This is a genomic window from Archangium lipolyticum, assembly GCF_024623785.1.
Lineage (GTDB): Bacteria > Myxococcota > Myxococcia > Myxococcales > Myxococcaceae > Archangium > Archangium lipolyticum.
The window spans coordinates 553,912-569,194 of sequence record NZ_JANKBZ010000001.1 but is presented as its reverse complement, the minus strand read 5'-3'; the positions used below and the strand labels follow the sequence as shown (position 1 = coordinate 569,194).

The window sequence follows — 15,283 nt, the reverse complement described above, 5'->3', positions numbered from 1 at the left end:
GATGGCGGCCACCCGCCGGCGTGGTTAGTGGGTTCCTGAACTACAGCACAGAGGAGTCATCCCGTGGAAGCCAAGCGATACCTGCAGGAAGTCGGCGCCCAGGTGTCCGACGACTTCGTCAAGAATCGCTCCATCCTCTCCTTCGAGGAGTACCTGACGCTCTTCATGGGCGATCCACGGGGGCAGTCGCGCAACGCGGCCCAGTACCTGCGCGACGTGATGGACCACTACGGCACCGAGACGGTTCCCCATCCCACCGGGAAGATCCGCCGCTTCAAGGTCTTCGACGTCCCCTCCAGTGACCGGGACGGCCGCGTCGCCGGTCAGGAGGAGATCCAGAACGCCATCTACCGGTTGCTGGGCAACTTCACGCGCGCTGGCCGCATCAACAAGCTCATCATGCTGCACGGCCCCAACGGCAGCGCGAAGTCGACGCTCGTCAACGCGCTCAAGGCTGGCATGGAGGCCTACTCGCGCCAGCCCGAGGGTGCCCTCTACCGCATCAGCTGGATCTTCCCCTCGGAGAAGCTCGTCAAGGGCTCCATCGGTTTCGGTGGAGAGCGCGCGGCGACGCCGGCGGCCCCGGGAGCCACGGGCAGCGACCTGTCCACCTATGCGCATCTGGACGCCGAGTCCATCGACGTGCGCATCCCCTGCGAGCTGCGCGACCACCCGCTCTTCGTCGTCCCGCCCACCGAGCGCCAGCGTCTGCTCGAGGGCGCGCTGAAGAAGAAGGGCGTGTCCAACGGGGACGGGCAGGTGAGCGACAACGACTTCGTCCTCTCCGACTACCTGCTGCACGGAGAGCTCTGCCACAAGTGCCGCAGCATCTACACGGCGCTGCTGGCCAACTACAAGGGCGACTACCTCCAGGTGCTGCGCCACGTGCGCGTCGAGCGCTTCTACATCTCGCGCCGCTACCAGGTGGGCACGGTGACGGTGGAGCCGCAGATGAGCGTGGACGCCATGTACCAGCAGGTGACGGCGGACCGCGCGCAGCTGCTCAACGTGCCGCCCGCGCTCCACAACGTGGCCCTCTTCGAGCCCCATGGCCCGCTGGTGCACGCCAACCGCGGCATCATCGAGTACTCGGATCTGCTCAAGCGCCCGCTGGAGGCCTTCAAGTACCTGCTGGGCTTCAGCGAGACGTCGCAGGTGCCGCTCGAGCACTTCGTCCTCCAGCTGGACGAGGTCCTCATCGCGTCCTCCAACGAGAAGCACCTGGGCGCCTTCAAGGAGCTGCCGGACTTCGCCTCCTTCAAGGGCCGCATCGAGCTGGTGCGCGTGCCGTACCTGCGCCGCTTCAAGCTGGAGCAGCAGATCTACGACGCGCAGATCACCCCCACCACCGTGGGCAAGCACGTGGCCCCGCATGCCACCGAGGTGGCCGCCATGTGGGCCGTGCTCACGCGTCTCAAGAAGCCCATCCCGGACCGCTACGCGCCCGAGGTGAAGGAGCTCGTCGATCAGGTGACGCCGGTGGAGAAGATGCACCTCTACGAGGAGGGCGTGGCGCCGGACCGGCTCAGCATGTCCCACGGCAAGGAGCTGCGGAAGCTGCGCACGGACCTCTATGAAGAGTCCGACGCCTACCCGAACTACGAGGGCCGCAGCGGCGCGAGTGCCCGGGAGATCAAGACGGCGCTCTTCAACGCCGCGCAGCACCCCGACTACAAGTGCCTCAACGCGCTGGCGGTGATCGAGGAGCTCGAGGCCATCTGCAAGGACAAGAGCGTCTACGAGTTCCTCCTGCAGGAGGTGGTGGACGGCTACCACGACCACGAGGAGTTCGTGCGCGCGGTGGAGGCCGAGTACCTCGACCGGGTGGACGAGGAGGTGCGTGAGTCCATGGGGCTCGTCTCCGAGGGCCAGTACCGCGAGCTGGTGGAGCGCTACGTCTACAACGTGAGCCACTGGGTGAAGGGCGAGAAGATCCGCAACCGGATCACCGGCTCCATGGAGCGCCCCGACGAGCAGCGCATGGCGGAGATGGAGGGCATCATCATGCCGCGGGGCGAGGATCCCGGAGAGTTCCGCCGCGGGCTCATCTCGCAGATCGGCGCGCACAAGCTGGACAATCCGGACGCGGAGATGGACTACCCGCGCATCTTCCCGGACATGTTCCGCCGCCTGCGCGACCACTACTTCGAGGAGCGCAAGCGGGTGCTGCGCCGCAACAAGGAGAACATCCTCAAGTACCTCTCCGAGGAGCGCGGCACGCTGTCCCCGCGCGAGCAGTCCCAGGTGGAGAGCACCCTGAAGGCGATGCACGAGCGCTACGGCTACTGCGAGCACTGCGCCAAGGACGCCATCCTCTTCCTCATGAAGAAGCGCTACGGCTGAGCAAGAGCGGCCGGGCAGACGGGCGCTCGCTGGGGGCGATGCTTTCCGAAAACGCGTTGCAAGGGGAAGATGGGAACTCATTAGAGATGAAGGGTTTTTGTTCCCCGTCCTCTCCTTGCTTCGGAGCGTCGATGACTCGTTTCGCCCTGGGCCTGCCTGCCCTCTTCGCCATGCTGTCCTGCGCCGCCGCGCCGAATCCGCATGCCGTCTCCGATACCTCGGGCATCGGTGGTGGGGGCTCGACGCCGGTCGTGATGCAGACGGTGGGTGCCCAGGCTCCCCGGCTCACGCGCAGGGAGCAGGTGAAGCGCATCCTCCCGCACAACGTGCGCCTCGCCATCCAGGAGGACGGCAAGGCGCGGCGCACCGCCTCGGGCGTGGTCATCGGCAGCGAGAAGACCGCCGAGGGCACCGTCAGCTTCGTCATCACCAACGCGCACGCGGTGGAGATGGGGGACCTGAAGGAGCCACGCCTCGTCGTCATCGTGGATGACCGCGCCGACTCCACCGAGTACGGGGCGCAGGTGGTGGCCTCGGGCTCGGTGCCGGACATGGACCTGGCGCTGGTGAAGGTGCCCGGCCTGGCGCTGACGCCCGCGCTGCTCGCCACGGACGCGGAGGTGGAGCTCGGGGATGACGTGGTGGTGGCCGCCTCGCCCTACGGCCGGGCCCTGTCGCTCTCCGGCGGCATGGTGTCCCAGGTGGAGTGGGACAAGGATGGCAAGAAGCCGCGCATGCTGAAGACGGACGCGCCCATCGGCTATGGCGCCTCCGGTGGCGGCATCTTCAGCCTGGAGTCCGGCAAGCTGCTCGCCATCGTCGAGGGTTATCGCACCGCGAAGGTGGGCTTCGAGGTGGCTCAGCAGAACTACAGCTTCGACGTGCCCATGCCCGGCGAGACCTTCGCCGCTCCCACCTCCAAGGTGCGCCAGTTCCTCCAGCAGCACGGCTTCGCCCGGCTGCTCGGCACCGCCGGAGCATCCAGGCCCGAGACGGGTCCGGACGGCTCGCAGACCGCCAGCCGCTAGCCCCAGCCGGAAATTCGCCTGGTGCCCCCCTCCACGGTACATGCCGGAGGAGGGGAGGCACGCATGAGCAACCGGAACACCTGGGATCAGTACTTCATGGACATCGCTCGCCAGGTGGCCAGCCGTGCCACCTGCGACAGGAAGCACGTGGGGGCGCTCCTGGTGCGCGACAGGACCATCCTCTCCACCGGCTACAACGGCGCCATCCGGGGCCTGCCCCACTGCGATGACGTGGGCCACATGATGGAGAACGGGCACTGCGTGGCCACCGTCCACGCCGAGGCCAACGCCATCATCCAGGCGGCCAAGAACGGCGTGCGCATCGACAGCGAGCGCGACAAGCCCACGACGCTCTACACCACCGCGAGCCCCTGCTGGCCGTGCTTCAAGCTGATCGCGAACTCGGGCGTGCGCAGGATCGTCTACGGTGAGTTCTATCGTGATCCGCGCATCTTCGAGTACGCGGCCCGGCTCGAGATCGAACTGGTGGGTCCCGGCCCGGCGGAGCAGCCGGCCGAGCGCTGATCTCCACCACACAGTGTCCGACGGTTCACGAGACGTCGTGTGCACTCATTCTGCAGTACAAGTGAAACGTTTTGTGCAGGACATCTGTTTGGATGTCTGCCCGACGAATCCTGTGGGAATTACTCCCATCCGGCAAGAATTACCGGCCCAGGGTTGACGGTACTTGGGTGGCTCCCTAAATCCTCGCAGCGACAGGGCGGCGGGAGTGAAGGGCGCCGGTCAACCTCTTAGGGAGAATTCGTGATCACCTCCACGGCTGCCAGCAGCAGTGTGCCCTCGATACGTGAAGGGGCTGACCCGGTGGTGGATGCCGCTCGCTACGGCGCGGTTCCCACGCTGATGGACAGCCTCCTGCATGATGTGCGCAACCCCTTGAACGCACTGTCCATCCATCTGGAAGTGCTGTCCGAGAAGTTGAAGGTCGAGACGGGCCAGGTGCCCCCCTCGCAGGAGAAGAACCTCAAGTCCATGCGCGATCAGATCCAGCGCGTGGACGCAATCCTCCGGCGCTTCGCGGAGTTCATCGTGAACCGTCCGGGCGTACCCGGCGACGCGGATCTGTCCGAGACGGTGACGCGTGCGCTGGAGGTGCTGGCGCACGAGAGCCGCAAGCGCCGTCTCCAGGTGCGTCCCACGATCGCCGCCGCGGTGCGGGCGAGGCTGTCGGACACGGGCGAGCTGGGCTTCCTGGTGGTGCAGGCCCTGATGAGGGCCTACGGGCGCTCGGAGCAGGGCGCCGAGGTGTTGGTGTCGGTACGGGCCGAGGAGTCCCGGGCGGTGCTCGAGGTGGTGGATGCCTCGGCGAGTCCCGAGGAGAACACGCCGGAGGCGGTGGCGGCCCTGGAGCTGCGCTGTGGACAGCTCGGCGTGGAGCTGCAGCTTCGCGCGGGCGTGTGCCGGCTGATCTTCCCGCTCGCCTGAGAGCGGCACTCGAGCTTCTGAAACCCTTTTCCCATCTGGCTTGTTCTTGATGTCTGGAGGTCCTCACGTGGGCAGCGCGCGAATTCTGGCCGTGGACGACGAGCGCGATACGTGCGAGGCACTGGCGGAGATGTTGACCGCCTGGGGCCACAAGGTGGAGACCGCGTTCGACGCGCACGACGCCCTCCGCAAGGCGGGCGAGTTCCGGCCGGACGTGGTCCTGTCGGATCTGGCCATGCCGGAGACGGATGGCTTGGGGCTGTTGAGGGCGCTGAGGGACGAGCTGCCGGACTGTCCGGTGGTGCTCCTCACCGGCCACGGCACCATCGACGCCGCGGTGGAGGCCATCCGCGAGGGCGCCTATGACTTCATCGTCAAGCCGCTCGACACCGCGCGGTTGAAGGTCTGCATCGACCGGGCGCTGGAGAAGAAGGAGACAATGCGCGAGGTGCAGGGCCTGCGCCGGCGTCTCAAGCAGCTGGGCTCCTCGGACTTCATCGGCCAGTCGGCCGCGATGCGCAAGGTGTTCGAGCTCATCGAGAAGGTGGCCCCCTCCAAGGCGAGCGTGGCCATCACCGGCGAGTCCGGTACGGGCAAGGAAGTGGTGGCGCGCGCCGTCCACAACCTGTCGCAGCGGCGCGACAAGCCCTTCATCGCCATCAACTGCGCCTCCATTCCGGCCACGCTGATCGAATCGGAGATCTTCGGGCACGAGAAGGGCGCCTTCACCGGCGCGGATCAGCGGCGGCCCGGCGTGTTCGAGCTGGCCCACGGCGGCACGCTCTTCCTGGACGAGCTCGGGGAGATCCCCATCGAGCTGCAGGCCAAGCTGCTGCGCGTGCTCGAGGAGGGCCGGTTGCGGCGCCTGGGCGGCAAGGTGGAGATCGAGGTGGACGTGCGCGTGCTGTGCGCCACCAACCGGGATCTGCGCAAGGAGATCGAGGCCAAGCGCTTCCGCGAGGATCTCTACTTCCGCCTCAACGTCTTCCAGATCCAACTGCCGCCCCTGCGCGAGCGGCGGGAGGACGTGCCCATCCTGGTGCAGTACTTCGTGGAGAAGTTCCGCGGGGACTCGGCCAAGCGCGTGACGGGCGTGCACCCGGACGCGATGGAGATCCTCAAGAACCACGAGTGGCCGGGCAACATCCGCGAGCTGCGCAACTCGGTGGAGCGCGCGGTGATCCTCTGCGACGGCGAGCTCATCATGCGCGAGCACCTGCCCCCCGACATGGCGGGCAAGAGCCCCGAGCGCCACACCTTCCGCCTGCCCTACGGGCTGTCGCTCGACGCGGTGGAGCGCGAGTACATCCTCGGGAGCCTGCAGCGGAACGGGAACAACAAGGCCCGGACGGCGGAGATCCTCGGGGTGAGCGAGAAGACGCTCTACAACAAGCTCAACCGCTATGCCGCCGAGGCCCGCCAGCAGCCGGGCAAGGGAGCGGAGGCGGGCGGTCTGTCCGGCCACGGTGGACCCTCGCTGGGCAGCAACCCCGAGATCCGCTGAGCGGCGCTTCCCACCGCGTCCCACCTACTTCCAGGGAAGAGGGCACGGAGCCGACTCGCCTGGTCGGCTCACGAGCCGTGCGCTGCGCTCGTCCGCACGCTGGGAGATCGGGCGTCGGGCGTATGTCCTTCATGAGCGAAGGGCATGACGCAGCGCGCGAGGCACGGGGTGGGATAGCCCCTCTTTGCTTGACTCACAGGGTCACTGCGGGCGATCCTTTCCATTACACACCCACGGGACACTCGGTGGCATGGCTCCCTACTCAGGGGCACCTCCGGTATGTCCTCTCCGCGGCTGTCCAGGAACGGACGAAGAGCGGCCCCGCCGGGGGGCGTCAAGGAAGGCCACGTTTTCATGAGCGATGCGCGAGTTCTTCACTTCTTCGGCGGAAAAGGCGGGGTGGGAAAGACCACGCTCGCGGCGGCCTACGCCCTGCGGCTCGCGGACGATGCGCCCAAGGAGAAGGTGCTGCTCGTCTCGTTGGATCCGGTGGGATCGCTGACGGATCTGCTGAACAAGAAGCTGTCGGCGAAGCCCACGAAGCTGGAAGCGGAGACGGGCGAGGCCCCCAAGGAGTCCAAGCCAGAGCCGAAGGGCAAGGCCAAGGCGGCCAAGGGCAAGGGCGAGGGGGGCTTGTGGGCGATGGAGCTGGAGCCCGCGGCGCTGCTCAAGCCCTTCCTGGCGAAGTATCAGCCCGCGCTGCAGAAGGCGGCGGTGAAGGGCACGCACCTGTCGGAGGAGGATCTGGGCAAGCTGTACAGCCAGGCCACTCCGGGGTTGGAGGAGCTGCTGGGCCTGCTGCACGTGGTGGAGCTGGCCGAGAGCGGTGAGTTCGATCGCGTGGTGCTGGACACGGCGCCCACGAGCCACACGCTGCGGCTGTTCGACATGGCGGTGGGGCTGCGCAAGTTCCTGGGCCTGGTGAAGGCGGGAGCGGAGCGGGCGGCGAGTGGCAAGGGGAAGAAGGCGGCGGCGGCGCCCTCGGAGGAGCAGCTGTTCCTGGAGGAGTTCTCGGGCCGGGCGGAGAAGCTGCTGGCGCAGCTGAAGGATCCGGCGCGCACGGCGTTCCACCTGGTGGCGCTGGCGGAGCCGGTGCCCGAGGCGCAGACGCGCATGTACTTCGCGCAGCTGCGCGAGCGTGGAATTCCGGTGGTCGAGGTGGTGGTGAACCAGGTGGAGGACAAGGAAGGCTGTCCCGCCTGTCTGGGCCGCCGAGGCCTACAAGCGCCGCACGTGCGCAAGTACCAGGCGCTGGACAAGAACGTGCCGGTGCACCTGGTGGGCAAGCGCGAGGTGGCGCCGCGCGGCCTGGAGGCGATGAAGGTATTCGCCCAGGAGTGGGCGAGCGGCAAGGAGACGAAGGCGCTGGAGTTCGCGGCGGCCGAGGGTCCGCCGGCGCTGGTGCGCGCGCCGTCGATGCCGCCCATCGCGGCGCCGCCGCTGCCTCCGACGCGGCTCATCTTCTTCGTGGGCCAGGGCGGGGTGGGGAAGAGCTCGTGCGCGGCGGCCGCGGCGGTGACGCTGACGGAGAAGGAGGGGCCGGTGCTCCTCATCTCGACGGATCCGGCGCACTCGCTGTCGGACGTGCTGCAGAGCCGGCTGACGGACGTGGAGACGCAGGTCAAGGGCACGAAGGGCCTGTACGCGCGCGAGCTGGACATGGCGGGGTGGTTCAGCAACCTGCGCAAGCGCTGGAAGGAGAAGGCGGAGAAGGCCTTCGAGGGCGCGCCGAAGACGGGCAACGAGGTGCCGACGGATCTGCTGTTGTTCCGCAACCTGCTGGACGCGGCGCCGCCGGGGATCGACGAGCTGGCGGCGATGTCGTGCCTGACGGACGCGCTGGTGCAGGAGCGGTTCAAGCGCATCGTGGTGGACGGAGCGCCGATGGTGAGCTCCATGAGGGTGGTGGAGCTGGCGGAGACGGCCAAGGGCTGGTTCACGGCGCTGCACGGGGTGCTGTCCAAGTACAAGTCCAAGGGCCTGGGCGAGCTGGCGGACGACATGGCGGCGTTCCTCAAGCACATCGCCCGGTTCGAGGCGGCACTGGCGTCGCCGAACGAGTCACGCTTCGTGGTGGTGACGCGGGGTGAGGAGCTGGCGGGGGCGCGTTCGGAGCGGCTGGTGGAGTACCTGAAGGAGCGGAAGCTTCAGGTGGAGCGGGTGCTGGTGAACCGGGTGGGTCCGAAGGCGGACTGCGCGCGGTGCGAGAACCGGCGGAAGAACGAGCTGAACGCGGCGAAGGTGATCGAGAAGAAGATCGGGCTGCCGGTGACGGTGGCCCCCGCGTTGGGTCGTCACCCGGCGGGCCTGAGGGAGCTGAAGGCGTTCCGGACGGCCTGGTACGCGCTGAGTGCCACGGCGAAGACGAAGGCGGCCTGACCCGTCATAACGAGGGTACGTCGAATCCCAGGCTGAACCCGCGTCAATCCCCTCTCCCTCTGGGAGAGGGCCAGGGTGAGGGTCTTCCAGGTTTCCTACCCGAGCCTCACCGCCACCCCATCCGAGGCATGCCCGGTATGACCCGAGGCACCTGCTGGCGGAGCCGCTGAGCGAGGTCCAGAGGCGAGCGGAGTCGTTCCTCCCGAGGAATCATCTCGCCGCGCTCGAATCGGACGGCCAGGACGGGACCGGCGAGCAGCAGGCAGATGGCGGGGACGATGCACAGCGCCACGGAGACGAGCGCGGCGCAGGTCAATCCGAGCGTCTGCCGGAGCCGCGAGGTGGCGAAGCCGGGCACCTGACCGAGGGAGGCCAGAAAACCGGCGAACAGGACCCCCCCCAGCAGCCCGAGGAGAGCGGCGAGCAGCCAGCTGGCGCCGCCGAGCACGGTGCCGAGCACGGGCTCGACGAGCCCTGGTGAGGCAGCTGCCAACAGGAAGGCGAGGAAGAACGGAGTCCCCGCCACCAAGGCCACCAATCCCCACTGCGGACCCCTGAGCCGCACCATGCCCCGCCACCTCCGTGAGGGGGAGGTTGGGCAGGGGGAACCCAGCCGCCAAGCCCCGGGGGGGTGGGTCCGTCCTATGCCTCGCACTCGGAGGGGGAGTCGAGGAACCTGCCGAGCTCCTCGAGCTCGAGGACGCCGCGGGGGGTCATCTTGCCCGAGATCGGCTTCTTGCCCGGGAAGGACAGGGTGAGGGTGCGGCCCTTCAGGGTGTACGTTCCACCCACCTCCTCGGTGCGGGTGGGATTGGCTTCGTCCTCGATGACGCGGCGCCACAGGACGACGCGCTGACCGGCGGAGAAGGTGAGCTTCCGGGTGGAGCCGTAGACGCCCTCGCCGGGGGAGTACCAGGTGACCCGGCGGAGGATTTCGGGGACATCGGCGAGCCTTTCGGGAGAGCGGCCCAGGAGGCGTTGCCAGCCCACGGTGTCGCGGATGGGGTCCAGGTCGGCGTCCTCCTTGGCGCGGGTGAGGCGGCGGGGATCCAACCGGACGGCGGTGTTGAGGCGCTCGAGGATGGTGTCCCGGTAGGCCTCGTACTGGCAGACCTGCCCCTGCTTGCGGAGCACGCCGAGGGTGGCGGCCACGTTGTAGTGGGCGAGGGCGAGCTTGGGGTCGGCCTGGGCGGCGGCCTGGAACTTCTCGAGGGCTTCGGGGTACTTGCCGGCCTGGTAGAGGCGGAAACCCTCGGTGTTGAGGGAGCGGGCCGACTGGGCGGAGGAGGGGGTGGCCAGGGCGAGGGCGAGCAGGAGCAGCAGGCGGTGCATGGGTCTCCGACGGATGTAAGGGAGAGGGGATTCTACGCACCGCGTAACGGGTTGCGCGTTGTAAAGCCCCGGGGGCAGGTGATAGGGGTCCGGCGCCATGGCGAACGGCATCAACTATCCACTCGATTTCGAGCGCCCGCTCATCGAGCTGGAGAAGAAGATTGACGAGCTCAAGGCCCTCTCGGCGAGCGGCTCGGTGGATTTCACCTCGGAAATCTCCAAGCTGGAGAAGAAGGCCAAGAAACTGCAGACGGAGATCTTCAGTGATCTCTCGCGCTGGCAGGTGGTGCAGCTGTCGCGCCACAGCTCCCGGCCGTATTTCCTGGACTACGTGCAGCACCTGTTCTCGGACTTCTTCGAGATGGCGGGAGACCGCCTGTTCGGGGAAGACCCGTCGATCGTGGGTGGCTTCGCGCGCTTCGATGGCAGGACGGTGATGTTGATCGGCCACCAGAAGGGGCGGAACACGAAGGAGAACATGGCGCGCAACTTCGGCATGCCGCGCCCGGAGGGCTACCGCAAGGCGCTGCGGCTGATGGAGCTGGCCGAGCGCTTCGAGAAGCCCATCCTGACCTTCGTGGACACGCCGGGAGCGTACCCGGGCATCGGGGCGGAGGAGCGCGGGCAGGCCGAGGCCATCGCGTACAACCTGGAGGTGATGAGCCGGCTGAAGGTGCCGATCGTCTCCACGGTCATCGGCGAGGGAGGCTCTGGCGGCGCGCTGGCCATCGGCGTGGGCAACCGCGTGCTGATGCTGGAGAACAGCATCTACTCGGTGATCTCCCCCGAGGCGTGCTCGTCCATCCTCTACCGCGACGCCTCCAAGGCGGAGAAGGCGGCGGACGCGCTGAAGCTGACGGCGAAGGACCTCAAGGAGATGAACGTCATCGACGAGGTCATCCCCGAGCCGGCCGGCGGCGCGCACCGTGACTACTCCAGGGCCGCGGAGAACCTGGGCAAGGCGCTGCGCAAGCACCTGGGCGAGCTGACCGAGCTGACGGGGGACGAGCTGGTCCAGGACCGCTACCAGAAGTTCCGCGCGCTCGGCGTGTTCTCCGGGCGCTAGCCGTTCTGTTCACGAGGACACACCTGACATGAGACCGCTCGTCCCTCCGTACATCGAGACGCTCAAGCCCTACGTTCCGGGCAAACCCATCGAAGAGACGGAGCGGGAGTACGGTCTCAAGGGTGTCATCAAGCTGGCCTCCAACGAGAACCCGTTGGGGCCCTCGCCCAGGGCCATCGAGGCCATGCAGGAGGCCGCGCGCAAGGTGCACCTCTATCCGGACGCGAGCAGCCACACGCTCGTGCGGCGGCTGGCCACGCACCTGGGCGTGAAGCCGGAGGAGGTGGTGCTGGGCAGCGGCTCGAACGAGCTGATCGAGCTGCTCATCCGCACCTTCACCACGCCCGACGAGGAGGTGCTGCTGAGCGGGGGCTCGTTCCCGGCCTACCGCATCTCCACGCAGGCGCACGGGCGGCCCTTCGCCGAGGTGCCCATGCGCGAGGGGCGCCGGTACGATCTGGAGGCCATGGCGAGGGCGATCAACCCGCGCACGCGGCTGATCTTCGTGGCCAACCCGGACAACCCCACGGGCACGACGTTCGGCCGCGCGGAGTGGGAGGCGTTCCTGGCGAAGGTGCCGGAGCACGTGCTGGTGGTCCACGACGAGGCCTACTTCGAGTTCGTGGACTGGCCGGAGTACTTCAGCGCGGTGGAGTACTTCCGCGAGCACCCGAACGTGGTGGCGTTGCGCACGTTCAGCAAGATCTACGGGTTGGCGGGCATCCGGCTGGGGTACGGGGTGATGGACGCGAAGCTGGCGGGGTACCTGCAGCGCACGCGGATGCCGTTCAACCTGACGATTCCGGCGCAGATGGCGGGGCTGGCGGCGCTGGACGACGTGGAGCACGTGCGGCGCACGCGCGAGCTCAACGGCGAGGGGCTGAGTTTCTACGAGACGGAGCTGCCGAAGCTGGGGGCTCGCCTGACGAAGAGCCGGGCGAACTTCGTGCTGGCGGACTTCGGGCGGCCGGCGGTGGCGCTCTACGAGAGCCTGCTGCGCAAGGGCGTCATCGTGCGGCCGGTGGCGGGCAATGGCTATCCCACGTCCCTGCGCATCTCGGTGGGGACGCGCGAGGAGAACGCGCGCTGCGTGGCGGCGCTGCGGGAGGTGCTCGCCTCATGAGTGTGCGTCCCTTCATCGTGGCGATCGACGGACCGGCGGGTGCGGGCAAGTCGACGGTGTCGAAGGTGCTGGCGAGGCGGCTGGAATTCGCGCTGGTGGACACGGGCGCCATCTACCGCTGCGTGGCGCTGAAGGCGCGGCGGGAAGGGCTCGCGTTCGACGACGACGCGAAGCTGGGCGAGCTGCTGGGCCGGGTGCACGTGTCCTTCCAGGTGGTGGGGGAGGACAACCACGTGTTCCTGGACGGCGAGGACGTGTCGGTGGAGATCCGGACGCCGGAGAACTCGATGGCGGCGTCGCAGGTGTCGAGCCGGCCGGTGGTGCGAGCGGGGCTGCTGTCACTGCAGCGGCGGCTGGCGCTGGAGACGGCGAAGGGGGCGATCCTGGAGGGCCGCGACATCGGGACGGTGGTGTTCCCGGACGCGGACGCGAAGTTCTTCCTGGAGGCGAACCCGGAGATCCGGGCGAGGCGCCGCTACGAGGAACTGTTCCAGAAGGGAGTGGAGCGCTCGCTGGAAGACGTGCTGGCGGATCAGATCAAGCGAGACCAGGACGATGCATCGCGAGCGGTGGCGCCGCTGAAGCCGGCGGAGGACGCGATCCGGCTGGACTCGAGCGTCCTGCCCCTGTCCGAGGTGGTGCAGCGCCTGGAGCAGGAGATCCTGTCCCGGATGTCCAAGCGGTAACAACAACCCCTCTCCCTCTGGGAGAGGGACGGGGTGAGGGTCTAGAACCCAACCGGGTTTCCACCCTCGGCCCCCTCACAGTGAGTCCACTACCGCCGCCGCGAGAACCAGGCCATCAACTGTTCCAGGGCGCGGCGGTCCACGTCGTCGAAGGTGGCCTTGTGCTCGGAGTCGATGTCGAGCACGGCAATCAACTCACGATTGGGCCCGAACACAGGAACGACGATCTCCGAGGCCGATCGACCGTCACAGGTAATGTGACCGGGAAACGCGTGGACGTCCTCGACGACGACGGTCTCGCCCTTGGAGGCGGAGGTGCCGCAGACACCCTTGCCGAAGCGGATCTCCAGGCATCCGAGGGTGCCCTGGTAGGGGCCGACACGCAGGAGCTTGCCGGGCTCGACGACGCGGTAGAAACCGGTCCACAGGTGGCCGAAGGCGTGGTGGAGGAGGCAGCTCATGGTGGCCATGGCGGCCACGTCGTCGTTGATGCCCTCCAGCACGGCTTCGACGTGCTTGGTGAGCTCGGCATAGGCCTCGGCCTTGGGCATGCCACGCAGATCCAGGGTGACTTCAGCCATGATGTGCGGTCCTCGAAACAGGGGCCGGCGCGAGGTCGCGCCAGCGTGCGGCGCATGTTTAACCTGAACGTGGCCGGGCCGCGATGCCTGTTGGGAGGACACCAGCTACTCGAAGATGGGGACCGAGTCGTCCCTGTCCTTCTCCTTGGCCGGCTTCACGGAGCGTGAGGGCCGGGGCTCGGCGGGAGCGGTCTTTACGGGCTCCAGCGACACGCTGACTTCCTGCGAGTCCGACATCACACCATTGAAGTCCAGCTTGCGCCTGGCGTCCTGGTGCTCGGCCAGACGGAAGGTGAGCTCATGGACCTCGTCGCGGCGCAGCTGGCGATCCAGCGGGGTGGTGCCGATCTGCACGTCCCCGACGAAGACGGCGGCGCCAGCGGGGGTCGAGCGGAGCTGGACGAGGATCATGCTGTCCACGGCGGGGGCCGAGGGCTTCTTCACCTCGGCGGTGGGAGGCGGAGCCTCGACGGGGGTCGCGGGCCGCAGCACGACGAACGCGCCACCGGCGGCGATGAGCAGCAGGGGCACCGCCACGAGCGCCACCTTCCCGAGCCCGGAGGAGGTGCCGGGCTCCGTCACTTCCCCAGCCGGATGGGGCTGCTGGGGAGGGGGCGCCTCGGGGGGACGAGGGGTCCGCTGGCGAGCAGCCGCGGGGGACCCACCGCTCCCATTTCCACGAGGGCCAGCGGCAACGGAGGACTGGGAGCCCCGGGCCGCGGCCTGCGAGCCCCTCGCGGCGGAGGGCTGCGAGCCTCGGACCGCCGACTGCTGGGAGGTCCCCCGGGCCGCGCCCGGAGGCCGGGAGCGCGCCCCGCTCGGGGACGAACGGCCGGGCTTCGACACGCTGCGCTGACTGGGCCTGCTGCCGCCGCCCGCGTCGGGGGCGGAGCCGGTGGGGAGCGCGTCGAGCTCCTCGGGGGACAGGTCCGCCACCGCGTCCAGCATGGCCTCGATGAACTCCTGGGCGCTCTGGAAGCGGTCCTCCTTCTCGCGGGCGAGGGCCTTCTGGAAGAACTCCTCGATCGCCTGGGACACGGGCGCGCCCTGGCGCTTGGCGGCCACGGTGGGCGTGGGCTGCGTGAGGGCGGAGGTGAGCGCCTTGCGCACCGTGTTGGCGCCATAGGGCGAGGTGCCCGTGAGGCAGTAATAGAAGACGCCGCCCATGGAGTAGAGGTCGGAGCGGTGGTCCACGTTCTCACCGCCGGCCTGCTCGGGAGGCATGTACTGCGGGGTGCCGAGCACCTGGCCGGTGGAGGTGAGCTGCTGCTCGTCGTCCTGCTCGAGCGCCTTCACCAGGCCGAAGTCCAGCACCTTGACGAAGTCCCGCCCGTCGAGCTGCTGGATCATGATGTTGTGCGGCTTGATGTCGCGGTGGACGGCGCCCTGCTCGTGGGCGTGGGCGAGGCCGCGGCAGGCCTGCTCGATGACGTCCACCGCGCGGCGCAGGGACAAGGGGCCGTCGCGCTTGACGAGCTCGCGCAGGCTCTCGCCCTCGAGCAGCTCCATGACGTAGTAGCAGGTGCCGTCCTGGGCGCGCCCGAAGTCGTAGATGGTGATGACGTTGGGGTGGCGCAGACGGCTGGCGATCTCCGCCTCGCGGCGGAAGCGCTCGAAGAACTGGGGCGCGGCGGCCAGCGAGGGGTTGAGCGTCTTGACCGCCACCGGACGCTGGACGGACGTCTGGGTGGCGCGGAAGACCATGCCCATGCCGCCCTGGCCGAGCACGTCGTCGATCTTGTAACGACCGTCGAGCACCTGGCCGATGAGCGCCATCTGGGGGGCGCTGCAGAGA

At 68.3% G+C, this 15,283-nt stretch carries 13 protein-coding genes; 9 read left to right on the top strand and 4 right to left on the bottom strand.

Annotated features, from left to right (window positions below):
* Window positions 1-63: 63 nt before the first annotated feature.
* The 6 genes from NR810_RS02010 to NR810_RS01985 all read left to right on the top strand — a co-directional run bounded on the left by NR810_RS02010 (window position 64) and on the right by NR810_RS01985 (window position 8,700).
* Window positions 64-2,343 (top strand): PrkA family serine protein kinase, encoded by a 2,280-nt coding sequence (locus NR810_RS02010; protein ID WP_257446888.1) that lies wholly within the window; start codon window positions 64-66, stop codon window positions 2,341-2,343.
* Window positions 2,344-2,474: 131 nt separating this feature from the next.
* Window positions 2,475-3,371, top strand: coding sequence for a S1 family peptidase (locus tag NR810_RS02005; protein WP_257446885.1), 897 nt, complete (start codon window positions 2,475-2,477; stop codon window positions 3,369-3,371).
* 63 nt (window positions 3,372-3,434) lie between these two features.
* The gene (locus tag NR810_RS02000; RefSeq protein WP_257446883.1) at window positions 3,435-3,896 is read left to right on the top strand and encodes a deoxycytidylate deaminase; all 462 of its coding nucleotides are present in this window, start codon (window positions 3,435-3,437) and stop codon (window positions 3,894-3,896) included.
* Between the two features lie 240 nt (window positions 3,897-4,136).
* Window positions 4,137-4,817 (top strand): histidine kinase dimerization/phospho-acceptor domain-containing protein, encoded by a 681-nt coding sequence (locus NR810_RS01995; protein ID WP_257446880.1) that lies wholly within the window; start codon window positions 4,137-4,139, stop codon window positions 4,815-4,817.
* Between the two features lie 67 nt (window positions 4,818-4,884).
* On the top strand, window positions 4,885-6,321 hold the full coding sequence (nla6, locus tag NR810_RS01990; RefSeq protein WP_257446877.1) for an enhancer binding protein Nla6: 1,437 nt from the start codon (window positions 4,885-4,887) through the stop codon (window positions 6,319-6,321).
* 354 nt (window positions 6,322-6,675) lie between these two features.
* Window positions 6,676-8,700, top strand: a complete 2,025-nt coding sequence (locus NR810_RS01985; RefSeq protein ID WP_257446874.1) for an ArsA family ATPase — start codon at window positions 6,676-6,678, stop codon at window positions 8,698-8,700.
* 106 nt (window positions 8,701-8,806) lie between these two features.
* Here the strand turns inward: NR810_RS01985 and NR810_RS01980 are convergent, their stop codons facing one another.
* Entirely contained in the window at window positions 8,807-9,268 is a 462-nt protein-coding gene (locus tag NR810_RS01980) for a hypothetical protein (RefSeq protein WP_257446872.1), read from the bottom strand.
* Window positions 9,269-9,342: 74 nt separating this feature from the next.
* The gene (locus NR810_RS01975; RefSeq protein ID WP_257446869.1) at window positions 9,343-10,032 is read right to left on the bottom strand and encodes a tetratricopeptide repeat protein; all 690 of its coding nucleotides are present in this window, start codon (window positions 10,030-10,032) and stop codon (window positions 9,343-9,345) included.
* 97 nt (window positions 10,033-10,129) lie between these two features.
* Between NR810_RS01975 and NR810_RS01970 the strand changes: the two genes are divergently transcribed.
* From NR810_RS01970 to cmk, 3 genes are read left to right on the top strand one after another with little or no spacing between them, the layout of a single operon-like run.
* Complete coding sequence (locus NR810_RS01970) at window positions 10,130-11,098, top strand: acetyl-CoA carboxylase carboxyltransferase subunit alpha (protein ID WP_257446867.1); 969 nt, start codon at window positions 10,130-10,132, stop codon at window positions 11,096-11,098.
* A gap of 28 nt (window positions 11,099-11,126) precedes the next feature.
* The gene (gene hisC / locus NR810_RS01965; protein ID WP_257446864.1) at window positions 11,127-12,221 is read left to right on the top strand and encodes a histidinol-phosphate transaminase; all 1,095 of its coding nucleotides are present in this window, start codon (window positions 11,127-11,129) and stop codon (window positions 12,219-12,221) included.
* Window positions 12,218-12,907 (top strand): (d)CMP kinase, encoded by a 690-nt coding sequence (gene cmk / locus NR810_RS01960; RefSeq protein WP_257446861.1) that lies wholly within the window; start codon window positions 12,218-12,220, stop codon window positions 12,905-12,907. Before hisC ends, cmk begins: the two co-directional genes overlap by 4 nt.
* Window positions 12,908-12,996: 89 nt before the next feature.
* Here the strand turns inward: cmk and NR810_RS01955 are convergent, their stop codons facing one another.
* The gene (locus NR810_RS01955) at window positions 12,997-13,488 is read right to left on the bottom strand and encodes a GAF domain-containing protein (RefSeq protein ID WP_257446858.1); all 492 of its coding nucleotides are present in this window, start codon (window positions 13,486-13,488) and stop codon (window positions 12,997-12,999) included.
* Between the two features lie 105 nt (window positions 13,489-13,593).
* On the bottom strand, window positions 13,594-15,264 hold the full coding sequence (locus tag NR810_RS01950) for a serine/threonine protein kinase (protein WP_257446856.1): 1,671 nt from the start codon (window positions 15,262-15,264) through the stop codon (window positions 13,594-13,596).
* Window positions 15,265-15,283: the final 19 nt, after the last annotated feature.

Bases quoted from the DNA above. Each gene is read 5' to 3' on its own strand.
- hisC (WP_257446864.1), top strand. From the start codon at position 11,127: ATGAGACCGCTCGTCCCTCCGTACATCGAGACGCTCAAGCCCTACGTT.
- NR810_RS01980 (WP_257446872.1), bottom strand. From the start codon at position 9,268: ATGGTGCGGCTCAGGGGTCCGCAGTGGGGATTGGTGGCCTTGGTGGCG.
- NR810_RS02005 (WP_257446885.1), top strand. From the start codon at position 2,475: ATGACTCGTTTCGCCCTGGGCCTGCCTGCCCTCTTCGCCATGCTGTCC.
- NR810_RS01955 (WP_257446858.1), bottom strand. From the start codon at position 13,488: ATGGCTGAAGTCACCCTGGATCTGCGTGGCATGCCCAAGGCCGAGGCC.
- NR810_RS01975 (WP_257446869.1), bottom strand. From the start codon at position 10,032: ATGCACCGCCTGCTGCTCCTGCTCGCCCTCGCCCTGGCCACCCCCTCC.
- NR810_RS01970 (WP_257446867.1), top strand. From the start codon at position 10,130: ATGGCGAACGGCATCAACTATCCACTCGATTTCGAGCGCCCGCTCATC.
- cmk (WP_257446861.1), top strand. From the start codon at position 12,218: ATGAGTGTGCGTCCCTTCATCGTGGCGATCGACGGACCGGCGGGTGCG.
- NR810_RS01985 (WP_257446874.1), top strand. From the start codon at position 6,676: ATGAGCGATGCGCGAGTTCTTCACTTCTTCGGCGGAAAAGGCGGGGTG.
- NR810_RS02000 (WP_257446883.1), top strand. From the start codon at position 3,435: ATGAGCAACCGGAACACCTGGGATCAGTACTTCATGGACATCGCTCGC.
- NR810_RS01950 (WP_257446856.1), bottom strand. From the start codon at position 15,264: ATGGCGCTCATCGGCCAGGTGCTCGACGGTCGTTACAAGATCGACGAC.